The 24,106-nt window shown below is 64.0% G+C and carries 28 protein-coding genes; 18 read left to right on the top strand and 10 right to left on the bottom strand.

Going from position 1 to position 24,106, the window contains the following annotated elements; translation table 11 throughout:
* Positions 1 to 26 precede the first annotated feature (26 nt).
* The 3 genes from QZ408_RS12830 to QZ408_RS12840 all read left to right on the top strand — a co-directional run bounded on the left by QZ408_RS12830 (position 27) and on the right by QZ408_RS12840 (position 3,350).
* Entirely contained in the window at positions 27 to 935 is a 909-nt protein-coding gene (locus QZ408_RS12830) for a glucose 1-dehydrogenase (protein WP_292492066.1), read from the top strand.
* Positions 936 to 1,083: 148 nt separating this feature from the next.
* Positions 1,084 to 2,562 carry an MFS transporter gene (locus QZ408_RS12835; protein ID WP_292492068.1) on the top strand — a complete coding sequence of 493 codons (1,479 nt, stop codon included), beginning with the start codon at positions 1,084 to 1,086 and terminating at the stop codon, positions 2,560 to 2,562.
* 56 nt (positions 2,563 to 2,618) lie between these two features.
* A complete protein-coding gene (locus tag QZ408_RS12840) occupies positions 2,619 to 3,350 on the top strand; it encodes a SagB/ThcOx family dehydrogenase (protein WP_292492070.1) in 732 nt (243 codons plus the stop codon).
* A gap of 26 nt (positions 3,351 to 3,376) precedes the next feature.
* On the opposite strand, the gene QZ408_RS12845 is transcribed toward QZ408_RS12840, so the two are convergent.
* Entirely contained in the window at positions 3,377 to 5,293 is a 1,917-nt protein-coding gene (locus QZ408_RS12845; protein WP_292492071.1) for an agmatine deiminase family protein, read from the bottom strand.
* A gap of 101 nt (positions 5,294 to 5,394) precedes the next feature.
* Here QZ408_RS12845 and QZ408_RS12850 point away from each other — a divergent pair, with 101 nt between their 5' ends.
* Positions 5,395 to 5,955, top strand: a complete 561-nt coding sequence (locus QZ408_RS12850) for a manganese efflux pump MntP family protein (RefSeq protein ID WP_292492073.1) — start codon at positions 5,395 to 5,397, stop codon at positions 5,953 to 5,955.
* A gap of 647 nt (positions 5,956 to 6,602) precedes the next feature.
* Here QZ408_RS12850 and QZ408_RS12855 read toward each other — a convergent pair.
* Complete coding sequence (locus QZ408_RS12855; protein WP_292492074.1) at positions 6,603 to 7,523, bottom strand: DUF362 domain-containing protein; 921 nt, start codon at positions 7,521 to 7,523, stop codon at positions 6,603 to 6,605.
* Positions 7,524 to 7,940: 417 nt separating this feature from the next.
* Here QZ408_RS12855 and QZ408_RS12860 point away from each other — a divergent pair, with 417 nt between their 5' ends.
* Complete coding sequence (locus tag QZ408_RS12860; protein WP_365996155.1) at positions 7,941 to 8,384, top strand: hypothetical protein; 444 nt, start codon at positions 7,941 to 7,943, stop codon at positions 8,382 to 8,384.
* On the opposite strand, the gene proS is transcribed toward QZ408_RS12860, so the two are convergent.
* The 3 genes from proS to QZ408_RS12875 are packed head-to-tail and all read right to left on the bottom strand — an operon-like array spanning position 8,385 to position 11,259.
* Complete coding sequence (gene proS / locus QZ408_RS12865) at positions 8,385 to 9,818, bottom strand: proline--tRNA ligase (protein WP_292492078.1); 1,434 nt, start codon at positions 9,816 to 9,818, stop codon at positions 8,385 to 8,387.
* Between the two features lie 36 nt (positions 9,819 to 9,854).
* Complete coding sequence (locus QZ408_RS12870; RefSeq protein WP_292492080.1) at positions 9,855 to 10,421, bottom strand: stage II sporulation protein M; 567 nt, start codon at positions 10,419 to 10,421, stop codon at positions 9,855 to 9,857.
* Positions 10,414 to 11,259 (bottom strand): DUF63 family protein, encoded by an 846-nt coding sequence (locus QZ408_RS12875; RefSeq protein ID WP_292492082.1) that lies wholly within the window; start codon positions 11,257 to 11,259, stop codon positions 10,414 to 10,416. Before QZ408_RS12875 ends, QZ408_RS12870 begins: the two co-directional genes overlap by 8 nt.
* Before the next feature lie 11 nt (positions 11,260 to 11,270).
* On the opposite strand from QZ408_RS12875, the gene QZ408_RS12880 reads away from it, so the two are divergent.
* Both QZ408_RS12880 and QZ408_RS12885 read left to right on the top strand, forming a co-directional pair.
* The gene (locus tag QZ408_RS12880) at positions 11,271 to 12,353 is read left to right on the top strand and encodes an NAD(P)-dependent glycerol-1-phosphate dehydrogenase (protein ID WP_292492084.1); all 1,083 of its coding nucleotides are present in this window, start codon (positions 11,271 to 11,273) and stop codon (positions 12,351 to 12,353) included.
* 8 nt (positions 12,354 to 12,361) lie between these two features.
* Positions 12,362 to 12,814: a UPF0179 family protein gene (locus QZ408_RS12885; protein ID WP_292492086.1), complete on the top strand. Its 453-nt coding sequence runs from the start codon at positions 12,362 to 12,364 to the stop codon at positions 12,812 to 12,814.
* A gap of 771 nt (positions 12,815 to 13,585) precedes the next feature.
* Here QZ408_RS12885 and QZ408_RS12890 read toward each other — a convergent pair.
* On the bottom strand, positions 13,586 to 14,449 hold the full coding sequence (locus QZ408_RS12890; protein ID WP_292492088.1) for an ADP-ribosylglycohydrolase family protein: 864 nt from the start codon (positions 14,447 to 14,449) through the stop codon (positions 13,586 to 13,588).
* A gap of 76 nt (positions 14,450 to 14,525) precedes the next feature.
* Between QZ408_RS12890 and QZ408_RS12895 the strand changes: the two genes are divergently transcribed.
* The 11 genes from QZ408_RS12895 (at position 14,526) to QZ408_RS12945 (ending at position 21,894) form a co-directional block, all read left to right on the top strand.
* Positions 14,526 to 14,792, top strand: coding sequence for a UPF0058 family protein (locus tag QZ408_RS12895; protein WP_292492090.1), 267 nt, complete (start codon positions 14,526 to 14,528; stop codon positions 14,790 to 14,792).
* A gap of 3 nt (positions 14,793 to 14,795) precedes the next feature.
* The gene (locus QZ408_RS12900; RefSeq protein ID WP_292492092.1) at positions 14,796 to 16,370 is read left to right on the top strand and encodes a tRNA uridine(34) 5-carboxymethylaminomethyl modification radical SAM/GNAT enzyme Elp3; all 1,575 of its coding nucleotides are present in this window, start codon (positions 14,796 to 14,798) and stop codon (positions 16,368 to 16,370) included.
* Complete coding sequence (locus tag QZ408_RS12905) at positions 16,367 to 17,482, top strand: DNA primase small subunit PriS (protein WP_292492094.1); 1,116 nt, start codon at positions 16,367 to 16,369, stop codon at positions 17,480 to 17,482. The genes QZ408_RS12900 and QZ408_RS12905 overlap by 4 nt, the downstream gene beginning before the upstream one ends.
* Positions 17,483 to 17,486: 4 nt before the next feature.
* Positions 17,487 to 18,149 carry a hypothetical protein gene (locus QZ408_RS12910; RefSeq protein WP_292492096.1) on the top strand — a complete coding sequence of 221 codons (663 nt, stop codon included), beginning with the start codon at positions 17,487 to 17,489 and terminating at the stop codon, positions 18,147 to 18,149.
* 37 nt (positions 18,150 to 18,186) lie between these two features.
* Positions 18,187 to 18,465, top strand: coding sequence for a 50S ribosomal protein L44e (locus tag QZ408_RS12915; RefSeq protein ID WP_292492098.1), 279 nt, complete (start codon positions 18,187 to 18,189; stop codon positions 18,463 to 18,465).
* Positions 18,466 to 18,472: 7 nt separating this feature from the next.
* Entirely contained in the window at positions 18,473 to 18,661 is a 189-nt protein-coding gene (locus QZ408_RS12920; protein WP_292395019.1) for a 30S ribosomal protein S27e, read from the top strand.
* Positions 18,662 to 18,668: 7 nt separating this feature from the next.
* The gene (locus tag QZ408_RS12925; RefSeq protein ID WP_292492099.1) at positions 18,669 to 19,448 is read left to right on the top strand and encodes a translation initiation factor IF-2 subunit alpha; all 780 of its coding nucleotides are present in this window, start codon (positions 18,669 to 18,671) and stop codon (positions 19,446 to 19,448) included.
* Positions 19,449 to 19,454: 6 nt separating this feature from the next.
* Positions 19,455 to 19,622: an RNA-protein complex protein Nop10 gene (locus tag QZ408_RS12930; RefSeq protein WP_292492101.1), complete on the top strand. Its 168-nt coding sequence runs from the start codon at positions 19,455 to 19,457 to the stop codon at positions 19,620 to 19,622.
* Positions 19,604 to 20,350: a proteasome assembly chaperone family protein gene (locus QZ408_RS12935; RefSeq protein WP_292492103.1), complete on the top strand. Its 747-nt coding sequence runs from the start codon at positions 19,604 to 19,606 to the stop codon at positions 20,348 to 20,350. The genes QZ408_RS12930 and QZ408_RS12935 overlap by 19 nt, the downstream gene beginning before the upstream one ends.
* 585 nt (positions 20,351 to 20,935) lie before the next feature.
* Positions 20,936 to 21,151, top strand: a complete 216-nt coding sequence (locus QZ408_RS12940) for a hypothetical protein (protein ID WP_292492105.1) — start codon at positions 20,936 to 20,938, stop codon at positions 21,149 to 21,151.
* Between the two features lie 290 nt (positions 21,152 to 21,441).
* Positions 21,442 to 21,894, top strand: a complete 453-nt coding sequence (locus QZ408_RS12945) for an RDD family protein (protein ID WP_292492107.1) — start codon at positions 21,442 to 21,444, stop codon at positions 21,892 to 21,894.
* 3 nt (positions 21,895 to 21,897) lie between these two features.
* Here the strand turns inward: QZ408_RS12945 and QZ408_RS12950 are convergent, their stop codons facing one another.
* From QZ408_RS12950 to QZ408_RS12965, 4 genes are all read right to left on the bottom strand, one after another.
* Entirely contained in the window at positions 21,898 to 22,332 is a 435-nt protein-coding gene (locus QZ408_RS12950; RefSeq protein WP_292492109.1) for a rhodanese-like domain-containing protein, read from the bottom strand.
* 138 nt (positions 22,333 to 22,470) lie between these two features.
* On the bottom strand, positions 22,471 to 22,899 hold the full coding sequence (locus QZ408_RS12955; RefSeq protein WP_292492111.1) for a DUF86 domain-containing protein: 429 nt from the start codon (positions 22,897 to 22,899) through the stop codon (positions 22,471 to 22,473).
* A complete protein-coding gene (locus QZ408_RS12960; protein WP_292492113.1) occupies positions 22,883 to 23,308 on the bottom strand; it encodes a nucleotidyltransferase domain-containing protein in 426 nt (141 codons plus the stop codon). The genes QZ408_RS12955 and QZ408_RS12960 overlap by 17 nt, the downstream gene beginning before the upstream one ends.
* Before the next feature lie 156 nt (positions 23,309 to 23,464).
* A complete protein-coding gene (locus tag QZ408_RS12965) occupies positions 23,465 to 23,830 on the bottom strand; it encodes a VOC family protein (RefSeq protein ID WP_292492115.1) in 366 nt (121 codons plus the stop codon).
* Positions 23,831 to 24,106: the final 276 nt, after the last annotated feature.

The raw sequence follows: 24,106 nt of genomic DNA on the forward strand, positions 1-24,106 counted from the left end.
GGGCCCGGATCACGAGGTGAGGCGGGATGAGACGGCTGGAAGGAAAGAACGTCCTCGTCACCGGCGGATCGACCGGCATCGGCCGGGCGACGGCGATCAGGTTCGCGGACGAGGGCGCAAACGTCGCCATCAATTACTATACGAGCGAGACGGAAGCGGAGATAACGCTTGAAGAGGCGAGAACGACCTGCAACATCATCCGCGGGAAAGGATGCGGCGAGATGCTGGTCCAGGGGGACGTCGCGAGCGAAGAGGACGTCAGGCGCATATTCCACGAGATCCTTGGCGCATGGGGAAGGCTCGATATCCTGATCAACAACGCGGGGATCCAGGCCGCGAGCCCGGCCCACGAGACGGATATGGAGGCCTACGACCGGGTCCTCGCGGTGAACCTCCGGGGCGCGTTCCTCTGCGCCCGCGAGGCCGTGCGGCACTTCCTCGACCGCGGGGGCGGGGGCATCATCATCAACAACACATCGGTCCACGAGGCCATCCCGAAACCGTATTACGCCCCTTATGCCGCGAGCAAGGCGGGGCTTGGGGCCCTCGGGAGGACCCTTGCGCTCGAGTACGCCGGGCAGGGCATCCGGGTCAACACGGTCGCCCCCGGCGCCATCGCAACCCCGATAAACCGCGAGTGGCTGGAGGATCCCGAAAAGAGGGCGGAGGTGGAGAAACACATCCCGATGGGCCGCGCCGGGGAGCCGGAGGAGGTCGCTGCGATCTTCGTGTTCCTCGCGTCCGACGAGGCCGCCTACATCACCGGGCAGACGCTCTACGTCGACGGGGGGCTGACCCTCTGCGCCGACTTCAGGACGCCGTGGTCGTCGGGAGCTGAGGGCCAAAAGAGGTTCTCCCCGCAAACGGTCGCCGCCGAGCCGGGATCCCCCCCACAGGATCCCGGCCGGCGGATTCATTCAAACAAATTAATATAATTCTATTTTTATACAGTAAAACCCAAAAAATGGCGCCCGGCGCAGGATCCGCTGCCGGGATTCCGGCACGAAAGGCCCTCGCCCTCCCCCGGGCGATCCCCGAAGGTGAACAGTTTCATGAGCACCAGAACTGGATATCCAGGAAACCATGGTCTTTGAGACAGAAGAGTACCTGACGGACGAAGAGATCCAGCACGGCTTAAAACTCGTCATCAGGGACGGTCTTGCCACCCAGGCGATGGTGACGCTGACCGGCGGCATCTTCCTCGTAGCCTTTGCCCTGGAGCTCGGCGCATCCAACACCGTCATCGGCCTGCTCGCCGCGATCCCGCCGCTTGCCGAACTCCTGCAGATGCCCGCGATCTACATCGTCGACCGCGTCAGGAAAAGGAGGCTCGTGGTCGTGGCGGCGTCGCTTGCCGCCCGCCTCTGCTGGATACCCATCATCCTGATACCGTTCGCCTTCTCGCTGGAACAGGGCGTATTCGTGCTCATAGCATCGATTGCTCTCTACTCGTCGTTCTCGGCGGTCTCGCACTGCGGCTGGAACTCCTGGATGCGGGACCTGATACCGCAGGATCGGCTCGGGGCCTTCTTCTCCCGGCGGATGACCCTCTCGACGGCACTTGCGCTCGTCATCAGCCTCGCCGCCGGTTTCTTCATCGACTCCTGGAAAGTCGTCTTCCCGGACCTTGCAGCCTACGGCTACTCTGCCCTCTTCCTCCTCGGGCTCATCGCCGGCCTCGTCGGGATCACCCTCCTTGCCCGCACGCCCGAACCCCGGATGGTCACCGCCGATGAGGAGGACGGTCTGCTCGCCGCCATCAGAAAACCTTTTGCGGACATCAACTTCCGGAACCTGATCGTCTTCCTCGGTTCGTGGAACTTCGCCGTCAACCTTGCAGCGCCGTTCTTCACGGTCTACATGCTGCAGAGGATAGGCCTTGACATATCGGTCGTCGTCGCCCTCGGCGTCCTCAGCCAGATCATGAACATCGTCTTCTACCGGTCCTGGGGCCGGGTCTCCGACCGCTACTCCAACAAGTCGGTCCTCGCCGTGAGCGGCCCGCTCTTTATGCTCGCGATCTTCGCGTGGATGTTCGTCACGCTCCCCGACGTCTACCCCCTGACCTACCCGCTGCTCATCCTCATCCACATCCTCATGGGGATATCGCTTGCGGGTGTCTCGCTCGCCTCGGGAAACATCAGCTTAAAGATGGCCCCGCAGGGCCAGGCGACCAGTTACCTTGCGGCGAGCACCTTCACGAACTCGGTCGCCGCCGGGATCGCCCCGATCCTCGGCGGTCTCTTCGTGGACTTCTTTGCCGAGCGGGAACTGATATGGACCCTGATCTGGAAGGACCCGGTGCGCGAACTTGTCTTTGTCACCCTTGACCTGCAGCAGTGGGAGTTCTTCTTCCTCTTCGCCTTCATCCTCGGGCTCTACTCCCTGCACCGCCTGGCCGCGGTGCAGGAGGAGGGGGAGGCGAAGGAACAGGAGATCGTCGATGAGCTCATCGCGGGGGTCCGGCGGGATATGCGGAACTTTTCCCCGGCGGGAGGCCTCCGCGACCTGGTGAAGTTCCCCTTCTCGTCCGCGAGGGCCGGGCGGAGGAAGAAGCGGTAGAGGCGGGAAAGCGGCTCCGATACCTTCATCAACCCGGGCAGCCCCGTTCCGGTATCATGAACCTGACGAATCTCTCCCTCAGCCTCGCCATCGCTGCGCTGCTTGCGGCGGTGCTCGCCGCAGGATGCGCCGGCAGTCTCCTCTCAACGGGCGGGAACAGCACCCCGGCACCGCCGGACGGCGCTGTCGTCCTCCCGGCCCCCCGTCCCGAAAGCAGCACCTCCGTTGAGGAGGCGCTCCGGGAGCGGCGTTCTGTCCGGGCCTACGCCGAAGTGCCGCTCATGCTTGCCGACGTCGGGCAGGTCCTCTGGGCGGCGCAGGGGGTCACGGATGAGCGGGGTTACCGAACCGCCCCCTCCGCCGGCGCCCTCTACCCCCTGGAGGTCTACGTCGTCGCGGGCAACGTCGCGGACTTTGAACCGGGGATCTACCACTACCGGCCCGGGGACCACCTGCTCGTCCGGGTCAGCGGCGGGGACCGGCGGGCCGACCTCCGGGCAGCGGCCGCCGACCAGGCCCCCGTGGGGGAGGCCCCGGCAACGCTTGTCATCGCCGCGGTCCAGGAGCGGACGACTAGAAAGTACGGCGACCGGGGGATACGCTACGTCGCCATGGAGGCCGGGCACGCCGCAGAGAATGTCTACCTCCAGGCGGAGGGGCTCGATCTCTCCACCGTCGCGATCGGGGCGTTCGACGATGACCGGGTCCGGGAGGTCCTTATGCTCCCGGAGAACATGACGCCGCTCTACCTGATGCCGGTGGGGAGGCCCGTTCCCGGGAATGGTTGACGTCGCGGGCGGGCCGGCAGGACCCCTCACCACTCCGGCCGCGGCGTAACCCCCTGCACCGACGGCTGCTGCTGGCTGACGCAGTGGATCGCACCGAACCCCGCGACCATCGCCGTGCAGTCGATCCCGACGACCTCGCGGTCCGGGAAGGCCTGCCGGATCCGGGCGAGAGCGACCTCGTCGTTTGGGTGACCGAAGACCGGCACCAGCACGACGGTGTTCCCGATGTAGAAGTTCGCGTAACTTGCCGGCAACCGCTCCTCGCCGCCGACCGCCCCCGGCATCGGGAGCGGTATGACCGTCAAGGGGTTGCCGTCTTGGTCGGTCGACGCCTGGAGGATCGCGTAGTTCTCCTGCAGGACCGCGTAATTCTCGTCGTCCTCGTTCTCCTCGATGGCGCAGAGGATCGTTGTCGGGTTCACGAACCGGGCGATGTCGTCGATGTGGCCGTCGGTGTCGTCGCCGGCGATCCCCTGCTTTAGCCAGATGACGTGGCCGGCACCGAGGTAAGCCTCCAGGTAGGCCTCGATCTCCTCCCGCGAGAGGCGCGGGTTCCGGTTCGGGTTCAGGAGGCAGGCCTCCGTCGTGAGCACCGTGCCGCACCCGTTCACCTCGATCGAACCCCCCTCCATGACGATCCCGGGCGTAAAGAGAGGTAAGTCCATCTCCCGGTTCATGATGAGCGGTATCTGGGTATCGGCCATCAGTTCCGGGTACTTCTCTCCCCAGGCGTTGAACGTCCAGTTCACCATCGCAAGACCCCCGGTCTTATGGTTGACCACAAACGTCGGGCCGTAGTCGCGGAACCAGACGTCGGCGTACCCGGTGGCGTGGAACCTGACGTTCCCGGTATCGACGCCCTCCTCCTCCAGCATCGCCTCGACCCGGGTGCGCATCGCCTCACCGGTGACAAGGAGGTTGACGGTCTCGGACCCGCGGAGCGCCGCGATGATCTCGACGTAGACCGCCTCCACCGCTGCAAGGTCGGGGAACGTCTCACGGTCGTGGGGCCAGGAGAGCCAGACGGCGTCGTGCGGCTCCCATTCCGCCGGCATATGGTACCCGAGCGCCTGCGGGGTCTTCTCCGGCATGAGTTTCTGGGTGATCACCCCGTAGGTCTCCGGCCGCCGGTTTCGGAAGAACCCCCAGCCCTCCCGGACGGCCTCGTTTCCTGTGAGGTCGACCTCCACGACGAGAACCTCCTCGTCAGTCTCCCCCGCCCGGGCAAGGACGTTCCCGAAAGCGTCGGCGACGAACGAGCTCCCGAAGAACCGGATATCGCCTTCCGCGCCCACTCGGTTGACGGCGGCGACGTGGACGCTGTTTGCTATCGCGTGGCCCCGCTGCACCGTCTCCCAGGCATCGCGCCAGTCGCCCTCGGGAGGCTCCTCCTCTCCCGCAATCCGGCCGATGGCAGTCGGGTAGAAGATGATCTCCGCACCCTGCAGCGCAACCGCCCTCGCGGCCTCCGGGAACCACTGGTCGTAACAGATGAGCACGGCAATCCGGCCGTACCGGGTGTCGTAGACCCGGTAGCGGTCCCCCGGCCGGAAGTAGTTCTTCTCGTAGAAGAGCGGGTCGTAGGGGATATGCACCTTCCGGTAGGGAGGGAGCAGTTGCCCGTCCGCATCGATGACGGCCGCCGTGTTGTAGAACTCGCCGGACGCCGTCCGCTCGTAGAGCGGCACGACGATCACGACGCCGTGCTCCCGGGCGAGCGCCGAGAACGCCTCAGTCGAGGTTCCCGGTATGGTCTCGGCAAAGTTGGACGCGTCTCTATCCTCGTACTGCGGGAAGTAGGGGGTCCGGTAGAGTTCCTGCAGGCAGAGGATCCGGGCACCCTCCGCGATCGCCCGTTTCGCCAGGGCGAGGGTGTGCTCCAGGTTGCGGCCGAGGTCGTCGCCCGCCGTCGTCTGGATGAGGCCGATCTTCTGTGTGCTCATCTGTATCATCTCACCGTATCGGTAGGGCATTCCAGCGCTTTATATCAACCGCCGCCGGGCCATACCGTTATCCGGTATCGCGCCCCTCGTATACAGGAGAGATGGAGTTCGCGACAACCCTCCTCATCGCCGTCGGTCTTGCGATGGATGCGTTCGCCGTTGCGGTCAGCGGGGGCGCCGCCGTGCGGGAGGACCGGTTCAGGTACGCCCTCATCGTCGGGGCGCTTTTTGGAGGATTCCAGGCGGGGATGCCGGTGCTCGGGTGGCTCGGCGGGGCGAGCCTCGCTTCGTTCATCGGGGCCTACGACCACTGGATCGCCTTCCTGCTGCTCGCCCTGATCGGCGGGAAGATGGTCGTCGAGGCGGTGCGGGGGGACGGCGAGACCGTGCAGTTTGCCGCCGGGAGCACGGCGACCCTGCTCCTGCTCGCGGTCGCGACCAGCATCGACGCGCTCGCCGTCGGCGTCACGTTTGCCGTGCTGGATATGCCGATCTTCTGGCCCGCAGTCACGATCGGCGCCGTAACGTTCGCCCTCTCCGCTGCCGGGGTGCTGATAGGCGGTTCGGTAGGCCGGATCTTCGGGCGGAAGATCGAGGTCTTCGGCGGCGTGATCCTGATCGGCATCGGCCTGCGGATCCTGCTCGACCACCTTATCATCTAGTGCAACGATCCTCAATTACCGGCACTCTTGACTTATCGATCTTGTTTCGCACGGCCCCCACCCCCATGACGATGCCCACACGGCCCACTCCATGGGGAGATCCCGGAGAAGAACCAGATACCGGCCCGTTCTCTTCACCCTTCCAGAAAACTGGCGCGAGGACCGCTCCTTGGCACGGCCTTCCCCGGGTATCGCCATGACTGCCCTGCCCCGGGAGGGGCGGGGAGAGGCCGGAGGCCGGGCGGGGTGGGGTTGCGAGTATCACTACCTGGTGAGACAGGGAGGGGCTTGCCCCTCCCCGTCGGCCCTCCCCAAGGGCGATACCCCACGGTCCACTGCACGGGAGATCCCGGAGGAGAACCGGATACGGCCTTCCCACTGGATATCGCCATGACTGCCCCACCCCGTGGCGATACCCCACGGTCCACCGCCCCGGGGATCGGAGAAGAACCGGGTCCGGGCCCGCTCTCCCCCCCGGGAAACCGGCGCGAGGACCGCTCCCGGGGCACGGCTCATCCCCGGATATACGCCTGGGCGCTGCCCCCGCCCCTACCGGGCGGGGTGGGGTTGCCGGAGAGGAGCGCCCCGGGTGGAACGGGACGAAGGCCGGATAGGGTCTGTCCGTCTGAACTCGTTGCACCAGCACCTCACCCGGTCTCGTCCAGGATCCGCCGCATCTCGAGGGTGACCTCTTTGCTCTCCGGGTCGAGCGCGACAAGCCTGAGGTCCTGTGCCGACCGGACACCGACGCCGAGTTCCGCCGCCCGGGCGATCTGGTCCATCGCAAAGATCCGGCCCCGCATCACCTCCGGTGTCGAGCCGTGAAGCCGGAGGAGAGCGATTCCGGCGGCGTCGAGGGCGACCCGGTCTGTGCTTGCGAGGATGACGTTCGGGGCGATGTGGTGGCCCCGTTCGGGCCCCCCCGTCGAGAACCCCTCCGTCGCGTCCATGATGGCGAGCGCGCAGGGGAAGAACCGGTTGATCTCGGCGATCATCCGGCGCTGGTGCGGCGAGGCATGCAGTTCCGCCATGTAGTTGTAGCCGCCTTCGGGGTTCTTCTTCGCCACGGCCCCGACCGGGTTCTTCAGCGAGAGGGAGACGTGCCCGCCGAACCGGTGGGTCTTTAAGCAGCAGGTCTGGATCACCGCATCGGCCTCCCGGAAGAGCCGGGCGAGCAGGAACCCCTGTTTCCAGTGGAGGCCGTCCGGGGGGACCGCCTCCCACCCTTCCGGGGGCAGATCGTCGAGGGCCACCACCTCCGCCCCCACCCGGGCCGCGACGCCGACGGCCCCCCGGTTCTTCAAGACCGCACGGGTCTCGCCCATCCCGCTCCGCTCCCCGAGCCGGATCGTCCGGGCGCCGGCATCAAGGGCCAGCCCGAGGATGGCCTCCAGAGTATCGGGATGAGTTGTGGCGGGGAACGGGTCGTCGCTGTTGAAGTTCGCCTTGACCGCGACGTCTTTCCCGTCGAAGGCAGGGGGCCCGACCTCGCGCCAGAGCGTCTCAATAGCGTGGTTGCGATCCGATGCGTCGATGACGTAGACTTCAGATGCTGCCGGGGATGCCATGCGCGCAGGGTATCCCGCCAATCTATAAAAATATACCCTGAAAGACTCTTTCGCGGCTCAGTTTTTGAAAACACTTCCCCCTCAGGGGTTGTGGTCGCCCGTTCCCGGTGACCGGCAGGTGGGCCGGGCTCCTGCCGGCCACGCCCGTCCCCGACGGTACTCGAGCAGGCCGGAGGTCTCCGGGCAGCGGGAGGTTGAGCGCCGCGCCGCCCCGGCCGGCACACCCCCCGGGGAGGTGGATCCGGGCAACCGCATTCGACACGTATAAGAGCACCACGAACGCAATACGTAGTAAAACCTCAAGGCAATCGTAGAGACCGCGCAGATTGCGTGGAATGCTTTCAAACGGCGTGCGGCTCTGCCTTGTGCCGTTGGAAGAGTAAAAGGTATGAGGCCAGTACAACCATGACTTCCAGAATGCATACCCCCCACACCACCTGTCCCAGCTGCCATGAAGAGGTCTTCCTGGACGAACTCGTGGGCGGGCGCTGTCCCCTCTGCGGGTACTCCCTCGACGAAGACGACGGGACCTGCAGCGAGTACGAGGAGACCCTCGAGCGCTCTGACCTTGGGTGGATGATCCTTCAATTTTTTATCTTCAGACGGTTCTGCAGCGAGGGAGCAAACCCGCTCCAGGTCATGCAGGTCCTCTCCCGGTATGAGGAGCTCGCCCAGTGCAACCCCGCCGACGCGGAGAAGATGCAGTTCACTCTGGAAGTTCCGATGAGCCGCTGGGAACGGCTGCTCCCGAAACGATGCTCAAAATGCGGCAGGATATTCTTCTCCGGGGGAAAAGCAGTCATCTCGGGAGACCTCTCGTCCCCCGAGCACCCCCGGACGTATATCTGCCCGTCCTGCTGATCAGTAGGTCCGGGCAACCAGGGTAGACGTGCCGTTCCCGCCGCAGGCGATGCACGGGCCGTCGGAGACGGCGATCAGGTCTGACCGGATGTCGGACCCGAGGATGCTCGCATCCACCGCCGCCTCAATCTTTTCCGCACACTCCTGCGACCCGCACCAGTGGACGACCGCAACCCCGTCCTTCACCGCGAGGGCGGTCTCGTCAAGGGTTGCCGCCACGGTGATCCGGTCGGCCATCGCCTGCCGTGCCGCCTGCAGAATCCCCCTCCTGAACTCCGCAAGGGCCGAGATTACTCCTTCAACGACGCCCCGCCGGTCGAGGGTGATCTTATGGCCGTCCCGGGTCACGGCGACGACCGTGTTCGCGTCGATGTCGCGCGGCCCGAGCTCGAGCCGCAACGGAACACCGCGCATCTCCCAGTGGTAGTACTTCGCGCCCGGGCGCAAGTCCCGGTCGTCCAGTTTCACGGCGAACCCGGCGTCCCGGAGATCCTCCTCGAGCGCCGCTGCAGCCGAGAGCACCTCGTCGCGCCGTTTCCCGACGATGATCGGCACGATGACGATCTCGATCGGCGCGACCTCCGGCGGCAGCACGAGCCCCTTGTCGTCGCCGTGGACGCTGATCACGGCTGCAATCGACCGCTCGGATATACCGTAGCAGGTCTGGCAGGCATACTGCCGCTCCCCGTTCGCGTCCTCGTAGGTGATATCGTAGGTCCGGGAGAAGTGGTCGCCGAGCATGTGCACCGTCCCGATCTGGAGGGTCTTTCCATCAGGCATGATAGTGTCGACCGCGATGGTGTAGTCGGCGCCCGGGAACTTGTCCCAGGCCGGGCGGCGGGATACGATCACCGGCACCCGGAGACTCTCGTAGAACTCCTGATAGAGGGCGAGCGCGGCCTCGACCTGCGCCTCCGCCTCCTCGCGCGTCGCGTGCACGGTGTGTGCCTCCTTAAATGACGTGATCTCCCGGAGACGGATGAGCGGGCGGGTGTGTTTCGTCTCGTAGCGGAACGTATTGACGATCTGGTAGAGTTTAAGGGGGAGGTCCGTGTGGGACCGGATCCAGAGCGAGTACATCGGGTAGATGGCCGTCTCGCTCGTGGGCCGGAGAGCGAGCGGCACGTCGAGCTCGTTCTTGCCGCCGTGGGTGACCCAGTAGACCTCGTCCTCGAACCCCTTGATGTGCGTGGCCTCCTTCATGAACTCGGTCTCGGGGATCAGGAGGGGAAACATCGTCTCCGCGTGGTCGCGGTCCATCAGGTCCCGGAGTATGCCGTATGCACGCTTCCTGATGGCGAACCCGTGGGGATACCAGACGTACAGCCCCTTGACCGGGTAGCGGACGTCCATGATCTCGGCTCGCCAGAGAACCTCGTTATACCACTCGGAAAAATCGTTTTTCCGGGGAAGTGCGCCTGTATCTTCTTCCATCCGTCTCGTACCTCAAAAATTGTTGATCTGCCTGCTTTATATGATCACACTTAGGACTGCCGGCGTAATAAATGCCTCCACAATCGCGGCAACCGCGAGGAGCGGGACGACGACCCGGAGAAAGAGGCGGGCGAGAGGCAGGGCTCTGGCAGCGGCATCGCCTCTCCCGTGCCACTCGGCGATGAGTTCCTGTCCGAGGAGGAGCCCGAGGCCCCCGGCGATGAGGAAGGAAGGGATCTCGAAGATGCCGTGCGGGACGAGTGCCGCCGCGACGAAGAGGAGGCCCTGCTGCTGCCGCACGAGCTCCATCACCGCACCGATCAGGAGCCCGTTGACCGTAAGGATCAGCAGGGTGACGATGCCGAGGGATGCGCCTCCGAGGAAGAGGAGGAGACAGGTGCCGAGGTTGTTTAAGAAGATCTTGCCCGCGAGCACCGCCGGGGAGTCGGAGAGGAGCTGGCCTGCGACCTGGTCGCGGAAGAGGGTCATGACCTCCACGCCGACCGCCGGATCGCGGGCTACGGCAACGACGCCGAGGCCGACCGAGACGGCAAAGACGGCGGCCGCAAAGATCGTGGCCCGGGTGATGGGGCGTTCAGACATAGAGCACCATCCGCACCATGTCCCGTATCCCGGGCGCCATGCCGACGACGATCATCGCGAGCAATATGAGGTGCCAGAGATCGGGGTTCCCCTCCCGCCGGTACTGTTCGAGGATATAAATGGCGGGGATGATCACCACGATCTTGAGGAGAAACATCGAGAACGCGGTGCCGGTCGCCTCGATCAGGTTCGAGCCCACGACGTGCTGCTCGACGTAGTGGACGGGGTGGATCTCGATGCCGTAACTTGTCGCGCTCGCGTCCAGCATATGGCCGAAGATGAGGAGTTTGTAGAGGATGTTCGAGGCATACTCCCACTTTGCGCCGTAGACGAGGAGAGCCCAGAGGGCGAGCGACGTGACCGACGCGAGCGCGAGGATGGCGGCGAGGACGTCGAGCGCGATCTTCGTCTCGGTGAGGCCGAACCAGACGAGCGCTGCCCCGGCCGCGACGCAGGCGGCGATGCCCGCCCCCCCGTAGACCCGGCTGTAGCGGGCGACGATTCCTTCGTTCTCAGCGATTTTCCCCGCGAAGAGGGCGACCGCCGCAACCACAAATATCGTGAAGAAGATCAGGGGTGTGATCAGGAGAAACCGGAAGTCCGATGTGATCATGCCGGTATCCTCGACGACCCGCAGCAGCCCACCGAGGACGACGAAGGGCATGGTTGCAAGCACCAGTTCGTCGTCGATGGCAATCTTATAGCGCCGGAGCCCCCGGTAGACAAGGTAGACCGCTGCGATGAGGATCAGGGCGTAGGTCAGCGTATCGACGAGCGTATACGGCTGGCCGTAACGAATGGGATCGATGTAGTATTTGTAGAGGAACTCCCTAATCATTACTGATCTGAATGAGCGCAGACGGCATAAACCTACTCAGAACCAAGGTCTTCGATAAGTCCAAATGGATGCAGCTCCCCCGCGACATCGTCATCGGCCACGACGTCATCGAGCAGCTCCCGGCTGTCTGTGAAGACCTTGCGCTCGGCGACTCTGTGCTCATCATATCGGGAGACCGAACCCGGGATGTGGCCGGGAAGAGGGTCGAGGCGCTGCTTTGCGGCTCCTACGACATCACGACGTTTGCCGCCGACCCGGAGAACCCCCTCGATACCATCAAGAGGGCCGAGGCGTCGGCGGCGAAGGCCGGGTTCGTCATCGGCGTCGGCGGCGGAAGGGTCATCGATACGGCAAAGATCGCCTCCTACAACACCGACCGCCACTTCATCAGCGTCCCCACCGCCGCATCGCACGACGGCATCGCCTCATCGAGGGCCTCGGTCCCGACCGCCGACGGGAATGTCTCGCTCGCCGCCGAACCGCCGATCGCCGTCGTCGCCGACACCGCCATCATTGCATCGGCGCCCCACCGGCTGCTTGCGTCCGGGTGTGCGGACATCATAGCAAACCACACTGCAATCCTCGACTGGGAACTCTCTCACCGCCTCAGGGGCGAACCGCTCTCGGAGTATGCGCTGACGCTCTCCCGGATGACCGCGGAGATCCTCTTTAAGAACGCCGACCTGATCAAACCGCATTCCGAGGAGAGCGCCTGGATCGTGACGAAAGCGCTGGTCTCCTCGGGGGTCGCGATGAGCATCGCAGGCTCGTCCCGGCCCGGGAGCGGCGGCGAGCACAAGTTCTCCCACGCTCTCGACCGGCTCGCGCCGGGGAAGGGCCTCCACGGGGAGAAGTGCGGTATCGGGGCTATCATCACGATGTACCTCCACGGCGGGGACTGGGAGGGGATCCGCGACTCGTTAAAGAAGATCGGCGCGCCGACCACCCCTGCCGATATCGGCGTCGACGACGAGACGGCCGTGGAAGCGCTGCTTGCCGCCCGGACGATCCGACCGGAGCGGTTCACGATCCTCGATATGGGACTGACCCCTGAATCGGCGCGGGACCTTGTGAAGATGCTGTACCGGGAGTGAGCGGAAGAATGGTGAAACAGAAGACAAAAGTGACCCTGATCGGCGCCGCGCTTGCAAAACCGGGGCTTGATTTCGTCTACGAAGGCAGTACGTGCACCGAGTGCGAGAACTGCAAGGTGCGCAAGGTCTGCCACAACCTGCAGCCCGGGAAGAGGTACCGGGTGACTGCCATCCGCTCAAACACCCGGCACGACTGCCCGGTCCACCATGAGGCGGTGGTCGCGGTCGATGTGCTGGAGGCCCCCGTCGTCGCGCTGATCGGCGCCGACATGGCGATCGCGAACTCAAAAATCAGTTATGAGTTCACCTGCCCGAGGACCGCGTGCCGGAGCTACCGGCTCTGCCGCCCCGACGGCATCATCGAGGGGGAGAAGTACATTGTCGGGGAGGTCCTCGGCAACGCTCCCGACGTCTGCGAGCGGGGCCGGCCCCTGAAACTGGTGGAACTGCGGCCCGTCTGACGTTGCCGTATTGAACCGTCTTCTTTTGCAGGTGTGGGGCGGAATGCGCCCGCCGCCGCATGCGAAGTCAGGCAATGGTCGTAGGCAACGCCCCTTCGCGGTTTCACAAGGGGCTGGTTTGTTCCCGGCGCTTACCCCTTCCCGCAATAGAAAGCTGTACCCGGCAATTCTCCACTCCGTCCCCACCGCAGGAAGGGAGCAGTGCTGACGCCGGTTTCCCGGGGGAGGGGAGAGAGCCGGAACCCGGTTTTTCCAGGCTTGTCCCGGTACGCTGGACCGTGGTGGATATCGCAACCAGGATCACGCCGTCATCACAGTACCGGATGTAGTATGTCCCGGTACGCTGGACCGTGGTGGATATCGCAACTGGGGAGCGCCGGTAGTGCTCCAGCAGAGAACTGATAATCGATCTCGGTGGATCCGACCGAAAATTTCCGTTATCGGGCTCTGGTAAAGCCCACCCTATTCCGGCTGTCGTTCATCCCTGACGAGATTGGTGCCGGACCCGGCCTGTCCCTGAGTTCGACCTTTTCTCGCAAGCATGGCCTCATGCTGTGGACCGTGGTGGCTATCGCCATGGGGGGTGGCGGCTTGCCTCCTCCCCGCCCCTACCTCGTGTCTTCAGCGTCCAGATTCAGTTTCATTTTGAGGCCGCGAGGCGCGGATGTGCCGGTCGCCCGCCGCACGTGAAGGAAGGCGCAGCAACCCCACGGCCTGGCCTTCGCGCTCTTCGCATGAGGCAACAGTGCACCTGAACTATTGGAGGTCCCGTTACGCCCTGCTCGCGCGAGAGAGCCGCCGGGCACGATCGAGGAGTTCTTCCCGGTCCTGGAGCGCGGAGAGCCAGGACGCCGGGACCGCGCGAACCCCCCAGCGCGCCCCGGCGAGGCCGCCGGCGATCGCGCCGACGGTATCGGCGTCGCCCCCGAGGTTGACCGCCGTGACCACCGCGTCGCGAAAGGACGATGCGTCCATGAAGACGCTGACGGCACAGTGGGTGCAGAGGACGGCATCAAGCGATGGCTCGCGCGGGTGCGCCCGGTAGTCCCGGAGGAGGTCCTGGAGTTCCGGGTCGCGGCAGGCGGCGAGGGCGTGCCCGAACGCCGTGCCCGCCTCCTCACCCCGGCACATGCCGCTGACCATCCGGTTGACGAACGCCGAGGCCTCACCGGCGGCGGCGTCGAAGTGCGTGACCCGCGATGCCGCGAGGCTCGCCTCCCGCACCTCCGGCGGCGGGTAGAAGATGCCGACTGGGATCCCCCGCATCACGCTCCCGTTGCTCCGGCTCCCTCCCCGCGCCTCGTGCACCATCCTCGCGGCATCTCCTGGATCGACGCCCCCCTCGATCAGGTCGAGGACGGCCCGGGATGTCGGCCCGAAGAACTCCGGGTGAGCCCGGTATACTAGAACTAGGCGCCGGGAGAAGTCGCCCTGATCCAGTCTCCCGCACCGGGCGAGCGTCTCCGCGAGGGCTGACGCCTGCAGGGTGTCGTCGGTGTACTGCCCCGGAAGGGTGTTGTGAATCCCGCCCCCCTCCATCTCGGTTACGGCGAACGGAGGCGGCGGAAGGCCTTCCAGGGGCGCGCCCAGTGCATCGCCGATTGCAAGCCCGATAAACGCCCCGACCGCCCGCATCTTGTGCATATAAAAAGATCACCAACAAATTATATCTACCCGCGGACAGTAGTATTCTTCGAGGAAAGGTGATATTGTGCAAAAAGAAGAGCTGCTCCATTTACACATGCTGTTAGTCCACGTCAGAAAGTATTATGAAAGCACCACGGGGGAGGATGTCCCGACCGACCAGTACAATGCTCTCCACATCTCACCCGTCCATATCCATAAGAATAAGGTGACGCATAAAAAGGCGATCCTGACGCTCGGAGGCGAGATCGTCCAGCACATCCGCGCCAACCATAACCCTTACATCGAATACCACGTTGATTTTCCATCCGAGCGAATCGCAACCGAACATTAAGCGATGAACGATACCGATACCCTCCGGGAGATCATCTCCCGCATCCTTTCTACCGGACCCGGTCCTGCCGACGTCCAGAAGATCAAGCTCGAGGTCTGCCGGGAGCGGGGCGTCGGTATGCCTAAAAACTCCACAGTTCTTGCCGCGGCCACGCCCGATGAGCGCGAGCGCCTCCGGCCGCTCCTCCTCGTCAAACCCACCCGGACGCTTTCAGGGGTGGCGCCCGTCGCGGTGATGACCTCGCCGCACCCCTGCCCTCACGGGAAGTGCCTCCCCTGCCCCGGCGGGCCGGACCACCCGTTTGGGTCTCCCCAGAGTTACACCGGAGAGGAACCCGCGGCGCTCCGGGCCCGCGAGCATGCGTTCGATCCCTACTGTCAGGTGCAGGCCCGCCTCGGGCAGTTCGAGGCGCTCGGCCACCACGTCGACAAGGCCGAGCTGATCGTGATGGGCGGGACGATGACCGCCCGGCCGGTCGAGTACCAGGAGTGGTTCATCGGGGCCGCCGTGCAGGCGATGAACGACTACCCCCGGGCCGGGGTCCCGCCGACCCGACCCGACCTCGACGCGGTCTTTGCCGCAAACGAGCGCTCGGGGGTCCGGTGCATCGCGACCACGTTTGAGACGAGGCCGGACTGGTGCCGGGCGGAGCATATCGACCGGATGCTCTCGATGGGCGTGACCAAGGTGGAACTCGGCGTCCAGCAGATCGACGACCGGATCCTCGACTACAACCGCCGGGGCCATTCGGTCGCGGACTCGGTCGCGGCGAACTGTCTCCTGCGCGACGCCGGGCTGAAGGTGGGGTTCCACGTGATGCCGAACCTCCCCGGAGCGAGCATGGAGGACGACCGGAGGATGTTTCGGGAACTCTTTGCCGACGCACGGTTCCGGCCGGACTTCCTGAAGATCTACCCGACCCTGGTGACGCCGGGATCAGAGATCGAGGCCCTCTGGGAGCGGGGCGACTACCGGCCCTACACCGAAGAGGAACTGGTTGACCTCGTCGCCTACGCGAAATCGCTCCTCCCGGAGTACGTCCGCCTCCAGCGGATTCAGCGGGACATCCCGGCGAAGTTGATCGTCGCGGGCTCGCGGCACAGCAACTTCCGGCAGCTCGCGGCGGCGCGCCTCCATTCACAGGGGCTCCGCTGCCGGTGCATCCGGTGCCGCGAGGTCGGGAGGACGGTTGCGCCGGAGGAGACGGCGGTCTCGATCTTTGCCTACCATTCCTGCGGCGGGGAAGAACGATTCATCCAGGCCGGTTCCGGGGACGCCCTCGTCGGGTTCGCCCGGCTCCGGTTCCCGCACCGGCCCTTCCGCGACGAACTTGCCGGGGCGGCCCTCCTGCGCGAGCTCCACGTCTACGGGAGCGTGGTCCCCCTCGGCACCCCGGCGGCGGCCGAGGAGTGGCAGCACCGCAGTTACGGTGTGCGGCTCCTTGCCGCGGCCGAGGAGGCGGCCCGCGACCACGGCTACGGGCAGCTCGCGGTGATGAGCGGTGTCGGGGTGCGGCCCTACTACAGGAAACAGGGATATGAACGAGTGGGGCCATATATGATCAAGACGTTCTCATGAGGCCTGCGACGATCGAGTTTGTGAAGCAGAGGTTCACCGACTACTACCAGCGGCAGAACCTCGCCGCTCCGTCCTCTCTTGAGCAGCGCGAATGGGGGTTCGCCTTCTTTGATGCCGCATCCGAGGTCCGGATGCGGCGGCACATGGCGTTTGCCGACCCGCTGGAACTTACCGCCTACGTCAGGAGCCTGGTCCCCGCCCACGTCTACTACTCGACGGCCTACTACCAGACGCCGTCGGCGCCGACGATGAACGAGAAGCACTGGGCCGGCGCTGACCTGATCTTCGACCTCGACGCCGACCAGATCGTCCGCGGCCCCTACGCGATGATGCTTGCCCGGGTCAAGGAGGAGACCGTGAAACTGGTCGGGATGCTGACCGACGAGCTCGGCTTTGCCCGAAACCACATCCGGATCGCCTTCTCCGGGGGGCGCGGCTACCATGTCCACGTCACCGATATCGCCGTCCGGGGATGGGAGAGCCCGGAGCGGCGCGAGGTCGTCGACTACGTCTGCGGCATCGGGATCGACCCGGGAGTGATGCTCGCGCCCGGGAGAGCCCCGGCAGGGTGGGGGCAGCGCTACGCCGATGCCCTCCGGGACCACCTCCTCTGGCTCGCGGGCCTCGACCCGGCGGAGGCGGCGGCATACCTCACGGGACCGGCAGGTATCGGGAAACGGGCGGCCACGGAGTTCCTTGCAGGTCTCGACGCCCTCCGGGAGGAGGACGCCGGCGCCCTCCGGGAGAACCGGATCGTCCGGGCGATCACGGGCACCCCCGAGTTCGAGGAACGGGTCCGGGACGCCGGGGCGCGTGCGGACGAACCGGTCACGACCGATATCAAGCGGCTGATCCGGGCGCCGGGGTCGCTGCACGGCGGCAGCGGGATGCGGGTGGTGCCGCTCGATGCCCGGGACCTCGCGGACTTCGACCCGCTCGTGGACGCGGTGGTCTTCGGCGACCGCGAGGTGCGGGTGGATGTGAAGGCGAACTTCACCACATCCCTGCTCGGGAACACCTATGCGCTCAAAGCGGGTCCTGCAAGCGTTCCCGAGGCGCTCGCGGTCTTCCTCTGCTGCCGGAACATGGCGGAGATCGCCGGGGGTGCCTGAGCCGATGGCCGCCGACCCCCTGGAGAAACTGCGGCAGACGCTCCTTGACATGCACCACTCGGGCAGGCTCTCCGAGATCGAGCCCGGCCTCTACGAGGGCGCCCGGGCCTACGTCGAGAAGCTCAAGGCCGACTACTACAGCCTGCAAAACCCCCTTGAGAGCCGGTCGGGCAGCCTGCTCATCGAAGAGATCGGGAGCGTCACCGAGACCGTGCAGGAGATCTTCTCCATCCGGACCCGCCAGATCCTCGATCTCGCGTTCCAGCAGATTGAGGGGCAGTACTTCGACAGGGAAGAGGCGAGAAAGATGCTCCCCGCGGAGCGGGCGATGTACGGGCAGATCATCGACGCCATCGAGGGCTGCCGGGAAGCGCTCGTCCGCGGGGAGGTGTGCTCCTTTGGGGGCAGCGGTGCGGCGGCCGTGGAGGCGATCGAGGAGCCGGACGTTCCTCCCACCGCCGGAGCGGGGAGGGCGGCCCCCGCTGCTCCCCGCCCGGCCTCGTCTCCGTATGCCCTCGTGCACATCCGCTCCGATGTGGAATCGTTCATGGGAGTGGACGGCAAGGTCTATGTCTTAAAGCAGGGGGATATCGTCACCCTGCCGGAAAACAATGCAGACGTGCTCTGCGAGCACGACATAGCCTTAAATATTAGGCTTAACAAGTAATATAGGTACTCGAATCTATTGAATAGAGGCTGCTATCATGAAAATGCCATCAAAATTCAAGACGTACTGCCCGTTCTGCAGAAATCACCAGATCCATGAGGTCGTGAAGGTGAAGAAGGGCAAAGTGCGTCACTTCAACTGGATCGACCGCCAGAAAGGGCGCAGGAGCATGGTGGGCAACATGGGCAAGTTCAGTAAGGTGCCCGGCGGCGACAAGCCGACGAAGAAGATCAACGTGAGATACCGCTGCACCGTCTGCGGGAAGGCACACCTCCGGCCGGGATTCCGGATCGGTAAATTCGAGCTTACGGAGTGAAGTTATTATGGTCCGGCTGAACAGAGAGAACAGGAGCACGTTCCTCCGGGTAAAGTGCCCCGACTGTGAGAACGAGCAGATTGTCTTTGAGAGAGCAAGCACCGTCGTGGAATGCAGCGTCTGCGGGCGTATCCTTGCCGAGCCCCACGGCGGAAAGGCAGATATAAAGGCTGATATACTGGCAGTACTTGAGTGATTATTCCATGCATGAGAGAGAGTGGCCCGAGGAAGGAGAGCTCGTTGTCTGCACGGTCGCGGACGTCAAAGACTTTGCGGCGTTCGTGACCCTGGATGAGTACGACGGGCGAAGAGGGCTCATACCGATATCCGAGATAGCACGGGGCTGGATAAAATATATCCGGGACTACATACGGGAAGGACAGAAGGTCGTCTGCAAAGTCCTGGGTGTTGACCCCGACCGCGGCCACATCGATCTCTCGTTAAAAGACGTCAACGAGCACCAGCGGCGCGAGAAGATTCACGAGTGGAAGAGCGAGCAGAAGGCCGCGAAGTGGATCGGGTTTGCCTCCGAAGCCGCGGGTGTGAACCGGAAGGTCATCGAAGAGGCCATGTACCGTGAATACGGCCTGCTGTATCCGGCCTTCGAGGATATCGTCACCACCGGCGGCGAGGCGGCGGATAGGCTGGACCTTGACGAACCGGTCAGGGAGGCGCTCACCTCCATCGCGAACGAGAACGTGAAGGTCTCGAAGGTGACCATCACGGGGCATCTCGTCCTGATGTCGCCCCGGCCCGACGGCGTCAACGTGATCCGCCGTGCGCTCCGGAGCGCTCAGCCGAAGATCGAGGATGTGGATATCGACCTGATCTACATCGGAGCGCCGAAATACCGGATAAAAGTGACCGCGCCCGATTATAAGGCGGCTGAGCGGGCGATCGAGAAGGCGGCAAGCGCCGCCGTCGGCGTGGTCGAGCGGGCGGGCGGGTCCGGCAAGTTTATCCGGAAGCAGAAGGCCGGATAAAGCGTCATGAGCAATCGTATTCGCTGTTGTCCGGACGACCTGAGGTACACGCTCGCGCTGGTCTGCCCGATCTGCGGCCGGTCGACACGACCGGCTCATCCGGCACGTTTTTCTCCCGAGGATAGGTACGGTAATTACAGGAGGGTGGTGCGCAGATGGAAGACGTCGTCGTGAAATTTTTCCGGGATGATACCGGCGGCGCTCCGGTCCTGGTCGAGGGCCTGCCCGGCATCGGGCACGTCGGGAAACTTGTTGCCGACCACCTCATCGATGAGCTCGGGGGCGAGAAGATCGCGGAGATCTCCTCGGTCCATTTCCCGCCGCAGGTGGTCATCGACGAGCAGGGCGTCACTCACCTGGTCAACAACGAGATCTATCGCTGCGAGAAGGATGGGCTCGCGATCCTCTTTCTCGTGGGGGATTTCCAGGGCACCTCGGCCGAAGGCCACTACATCCTGGCCGAGCGTTACCTGGATGTCGCCGAAGATCTTGGCGTCCGGAGGATTTACACGCTCGGGGGGTACGGCGTCGGCCACCTGGTCGAGCACCCGCGGGTGCTCTCCGCCGTCAACATGGAGCATCTCCGGCCGGAGGTGGAGGCGGCCGGGGGGTCGTTTGAGAACGCCGGGAGCGGCGGGATGATCATGGGGGCGTCGGGCCTCCTGCTCGGCCTCGGGAAGGCCCGGGGCATCGAGGGCATCTGCCTGATGGGCGAGACGAGCGGTTACATCGTCGACCCGAGAAGCGCCGACAGCCTTCTCACCATCCTCTCCCGCCTGATCGGGATCGATATCGATCATACCACCCTGCAGCAGCGTGCCGAGGATATGGAGCAGATTATAGCGAATATCCGGGAAGCCGAGGAAGCCCGGGGCCGGGAAGAGCTGAACTATATCGGCTGATATTCTTTTTTCCTCCGGGGCGGGATGGTCCGGCCCGGGAGCGCCTGCCCTGGTTATCGCGGGGTTCGCGGGCAGGCATGGGCGGGTTGCACTCCGGGATAGGCTCAACCGGGGGATCGGGGCAGCCTTAAGGCGAGGGAGAGATATATTAGTGCTGCAGACAACTTGTCAACTACCCCCGACTGAAGTCGGGGCATGATATCGTAGGTGGCACCATGCTCTTTACAGGCTTGCGATTCAACTTCTCTCCCGGTGTCAGGGGAGCAGACCGCAATAGGCCGGTTGACGGCGGCCCTAGCAGCAAGATCGCTGCACCGTGGTGTCGTTTGCGCCAATCGCGTGTAACTGTAATCCACAGGAGAATGTTCCTGCTTCGTGCCTCCTGCGGCGCAACCAGATCCCTGTGGGCACCCAGCACACATAAAGAATACCCATGCGGGGTGAACGTGTATCGGGACCTGCAGAGGCCCGATTCCTTCCCCGACGAGATGAGGGGGGTTCCTCGGCCCATGATCCTGAACTGTTGAGGAAAGCCGGCCTCCGCGAATCGGAAGATGCATATAAAAAACAGAGAGGGGATGAGTGATGCCGCTACTGCCCGCGCAACTTGAAAGGATGGAATACCTGCTTGGCAAGGCTCAACACACCTCGCTGACCCCGGCAGAACAGGATGAATTAAGACGCTACGTTGTAGCGGAGCAGCCGGAAGCTCAAGGTGTTACGTTTGAGACCATCGTGACGCTGGGGCTCATCATCGTCGGTGCGTATCTTCTGTACAGGTATCTTGAATCCACGGCCTGAAGATGCACCAGGACAGCAGACGCCGCCCGCCGGAGAAACAACACCCGGGCAGGGTTGGGGGATGCCGGCGAGAGCCATACGGGTATCCCCCGGGTGCGATTGACTACCACGATCCACTTGCAGAGGGAGATCCCGGAAAAGATCCGGCCCCCTCCTCATCGGGGTGGGGCGAGTACCGGATAGAGTTCTATTGCACCCGGGCCCCCGGCGCTCAGCCCCTCTCACCGGGGCCTCCACAGATCCACCGATACAAACCGTTAAGAGTCACAGAAAACGACAGGTGAATACGTATGGTCACCCTCTACCTCGCCCGGTGGGAAACCCGGTTCTGGGCATGGCTCATCGACATGGTCCTGGTCGGACTGCCCCTCTGGGCGCTCTCCGACCGGCTGCCGCCCTCCTGGAGGTTCACGATCGATCCGGGCCTCGTATCGATAAGCCTCTCCTCGGTCGTCCTCTTCCTCTACTGGACACTGCTTGAGGGGTACCGGGGCCAGTCCATCGGCAAGATGGCGCTGAAGATCCGGGTCGCCGGCCGCGCCGGGGAGGAGATCGGTTTTGCCGCCGCTGCAATCGAGAGTTTCGGGAAGGCGTTCCTCCTCATCCCTGACTGCCTGATCGGGTGGCTCGCGATGCCGGGCTCAAAGCAGAGACTCTTCAACCGGATCTCCCGTACCGTCGTGATAGAGACCCGGGAGAGCGAGGAGCCGGAAGGCGTCACCTACGTGAAGCCTGAGGACTGAGGATCACTCCTTCACCACAGGGAGCCCGGCGGCCGTCCAGGCGCTGATGCCGCCCTGGATCTCGTAGACTTCGCGGAACCCGGCCTCCCGCATCATATCGCGGACACCGGCGGTCCGCCCGCCCGTCCGGCAGTATATGACGTAGGTTCCGTCCGGGTCGAGGTCCTTAATGTGTTCTGTGAACGTTGCCGAGTCGATGTTGACCGCACCCGCGATATGCCCTCCGGCAAACTCGTCGGGCCTTCTCGCGTCGATGATAACGAAACCCGGGTCCTCTCCCCTCTCTTCTATCAGGGCAAGCGCCTCAGCGGGCGGGATGGTCCGCACGGTCTGGTGCCCCGGTGCAGGGCCGCCGTCGAGGCATCCGCCGATCAGCACGGCAACAATGATGCTTCCGGCTGCCAGCACGAAGAGGAGTGAGGGATGAAGGTCTGCCATATACCTCCTGATCATGACCGGCAGGGGTAAAGAGGTTCTGGATACCGGGCCGTTCCCTCCGGAGCAACGGGTTCGTAACATCTTCAAGCGGCCACAAGAAGATCCGTCACCCCGTTCAGGGGGTGCAGGTGTCGACCTTCACTCTGTCCTGAGAAAGCGGAGGTATTCGGTAAGAAACTCTTCAATGTCGCAGATATCTTCCTGGAGGAGGTTGTAGATGATTTCATTATCGACATCCCAGTAGATGTGGATCAAACGGTTCCTGAACCGCGCCATCCTCTGGAGGCGAGCGGAGAATTCCGCGTCAATGAGACCTTGCTCCTCCATGATGCGGAATGTGTCTGCGTAATCCTCTGGCGCTCTCCACCGGTTTTTCGCGATCAGATGGTTGGCGAGATCGATGGCAGCCTCGATGCCGACGATGAGGTGGTATTTGGCACTGGCAATCAGGTGTGGGTCTTTGATAACGACCCCCTTTTCCATCTCGCCAAGGTCTTTTAAGTGCCCGCACGCCTGAACCAATTCCGACGAGAGTGCGGTGACTTTCTCATCATCGTAGGAGACCAAGGGCTTCCCTCCGGTAACGCTTTCGGTAGTAGGCGAAATCGTGGTAGTGGGTATAGATCCTGCATACGAAGTCGCAACGAGCCTTTTCATCGCGGGAGATGAGCACCTCCCCGGTCTGCAGGACCGAATACGCGAACGGCAGGGGCGCGGCGTTCAGGACCCTGACATCGATGGGCACGCCTGCGGCATCCTCTAGTTCCTGCTCAAGCGCCATCTCGTATCGGAGCGTATCGGTTGCCCCGTTGCTGCTCTTCTGCAGGAAGATGCCGATGTCGATGTCGCGGAAGGGGCCGTGCGGAAACGATCCGTATACGTAGACAAAGAGAATCTCCTCTCTCTTTAAGAGCAGTCCGGCGAGAAGGTCGAGGAGTTGCTGCTTCTCCTCGACAGGGAGATCCCGGGGTTTCATTGTAGAGTGATTGGCGCCGATGATGATGAGGGTTGCGCCTCTCATGAGGGTGGTTTCTGCAGTATGCGCCGTGGAGATCTATCCGAGGTTTTCAGGAGGCGGATGCGAAAGACTGAGTGGGGGAGAAATCTCAAGTGCCGGAGGTGGCCGCCTTCCCTAACCCGTATGTGTCTCCCAGAGGCCGAACGTGTTGTTCTCGGTATCCGTGCAGACCGCAAGCGCCCCATAGCCGGGGATCGGCGTATACGGCACCACGACCTTCCCGCCCAGCTGCTCGACGAGGGGCAGGGTGGCGGGGATCGAGTCGACGTCGAAGTACGCCGTTATCCTCTGGTCCGGGGCTCCCCGCTTCCCGAGGCCGAGTCCCACACCTGGTTTTCCCTGCTCGTCCGTCGTTGCAGAGAGGAAGTAGTCGGTGTAGCCCGGCGGGGCCTCGAACTTCCAGTGAAAAAGTTTCTCGTAGAACGTCCTGGCCCGGTCGGGTACCTCCGCCGGGATATCGAGATGCACGACTGTCGGCATGATTGCTCCTGAGATGCCGGCCGATATATGCATGCTGTAGCCCGGAGTAATGGCTCTCGGGCACTCTTGGGTTTTGGAAGGCCGGCAATCCCGGTGGTGGGTGCCGGGCGTTCAGGATAGCGATATCGCGGGTCCCGGCCGTCCGGTGGAAAACCCCGGCAATGCCGCCGGCGTTGCCGGCGAGGCGGCCTGCCCGGGCCGGACCCCGCGGTGAGACCCGTGGTGCCCCATCTGTTCCAGGAATCGGGGTTATGAGCCCATACACCCGCTCACGCA

The sequence above is a fragment of the Methanoculleus sp. 10 genome, assembly GCF_913757945.1.
Classification (GTDB): domain Archaea; phylum Halobacteriota; class Methanomicrobia; order Methanomicrobiales; family Methanoculleaceae; genus Methanoculleus.

Bases quoted from the DNA above. Each gene is read 5' to 3' on its own strand.
- QZ408_RS12900 (WP_292492092.1), top strand. From the start codon at position 14,796: ATGAACGATACCGATACCCTCCGGGAGATCATCTCCCGCATCCTTTCT.
- proS (WP_292492078.1), bottom strand. From the start codon at position 9,818: ATGGAAGAAGATACAGGCGCACTTCCCCGGAAAAACGATTTTTCCGAG.
- QZ408_RS12850 (WP_292492073.1), top strand. From the start codon at position 5,395: ATGGAGTTCGCGACAACCCTCCTCATCGCCGTCGGTCTTGCGATGGAT.
- QZ408_RS12870 (WP_292492080.1), bottom strand. From the start codon at position 10,421: ATGTCTGAACGCCCCATCACCCGGGCCACGATCTTTGCGGCCGCCGTC.
- QZ408_RS12885 (WP_292492086.1), top strand. From the start codon at position 12,362: ATGGTGAAACAGAAGACAAAAGTGACCCTGATCGGCGCCGCGCTTGCA.
- QZ408_RS12845 (WP_292492071.1), bottom strand. From the start codon at position 5,293: ATGAGCACACAGAAGATCGGCCTCATCCAGACGACGGCGGGCGACGAC.
- QZ408_RS12965 (WP_292492115.1), bottom strand. From the start codon at position 23,830: ATGCCGACAGTCGTGCATCTCGATATCCCGGCGGAGGTACCCGACCGG.
- QZ408_RS12890 (WP_292492088.1), bottom strand. From the start codon at position 14,449: ATGCGGGCGGTCGGGGCGTTTATCGGGCTTGCAATCGGCGATGCACTG.
- QZ408_RS12960 (WP_292492113.1), bottom strand. From the start codon at position 23,308: ATGAAACCCCGGGATCTCCCTGTCGAGGAGAAGCAGCAACTCCTCGAC.
- QZ408_RS12930 (WP_292492101.1), top strand. From the start codon at position 19,455: ATGAGCAATCGTATTCGCTGTTGTCCGGACGACCTGAGGTACACGCTC.
- QZ408_RS12875 (WP_292492082.1), bottom strand. From the start codon at position 11,259: ATGATTAGGGAGTTCCTCTACAAATACTACATCGATCCCATTCGTTAC.
- QZ408_RS12940 (WP_292492105.1), top strand. From the start codon at position 20,936: ATGCCGCTACTGCCCGCGCAACTTGAAAGGATGGAATACCTGCTTGGC.
- QZ408_RS12925 (WP_292492099.1), top strand. From the start codon at position 18,669: ATGCATGAGAGAGAGTGGCCCGAGGAAGGAGAGCTCGTTGTCTGCACG.
- QZ408_RS12860 (WP_365996155.1), top strand. From the start codon at position 7,941: ATGCATACCCCCCACACCACCTGTCCCAGCTGCCATGAAGAGGTCTTC.
- QZ408_RS12910 (WP_292492096.1), top strand. From the start codon at position 17,487: ATGGCCGCCGACCCCCTGGAGAAACTGCGGCAGACGCTCCTTGACATG.
- QZ408_RS12945 (WP_292492107.1), top strand. From the start codon at position 21,442: ATGGTCACCCTCTACCTCGCCCGGTGGGAAACCCGGTTCTGGGCATGG.
- QZ408_RS12855 (WP_292492074.1), bottom strand. From the start codon at position 7,523: ATGGCATCCCCGGCAGCATCTGAAGTCTACGTCATCGACGCATCGGAT.
- QZ408_RS12905 (WP_292492094.1), top strand. From the start codon at position 16,367: ATGAGGCCTGCGACGATCGAGTTTGTGAAGCAGAGGTTCACCGACTAC.
- QZ408_RS12935 (WP_292492103.1), top strand. From the start codon at position 19,604: ATGGAAGACGTCGTCGTGAAATTTTTCCGGGATGATACCGGCGGCGCT.
- QZ408_RS12840 (WP_292492070.1), top strand. From the start codon at position 2,619: ATGAACCTGACGAATCTCTCCCTCAGCCTCGCCATCGCTGCGCTGCTT.
- QZ408_RS12835 (WP_292492068.1), top strand. From the start codon at position 1,084: ATGGTCTTTGAGACAGAAGAGTACCTGACGGACGAAGAGATCCAGCAC.
- QZ408_RS12915 (WP_292492098.1), top strand. From the start codon at position 18,187: ATGAAAATGCCATCAAAATTCAAGACGTACTGCCCGTTCTGCAGAAAT.
- QZ408_RS12830 (WP_292492066.1), top strand. From the start codon at position 27: ATGAGACGGCTGGAAGGAAAGAACGTCCTCGTCACCGGCGGATCGACC.
- QZ408_RS12920 (WP_292395019.1), top strand. From the start codon at position 18,473: ATGGTCCGGCTGAACAGAGAGAACAGGAGCACGTTCCTCCGGGTAAAG.
- QZ408_RS12880 (WP_292492084.1), top strand. From the start codon at position 11,271: ATGAGCGCAGACGGCATAAACCTACTCAGAACCAAGGTCTTCGATAAG.
- QZ408_RS12950 (WP_292492109.1), bottom strand. From the start codon at position 22,332: ATGGCAGACCTTCATCCCTCACTCCTCTTCGTGCTGGCAGCCGGAAGC.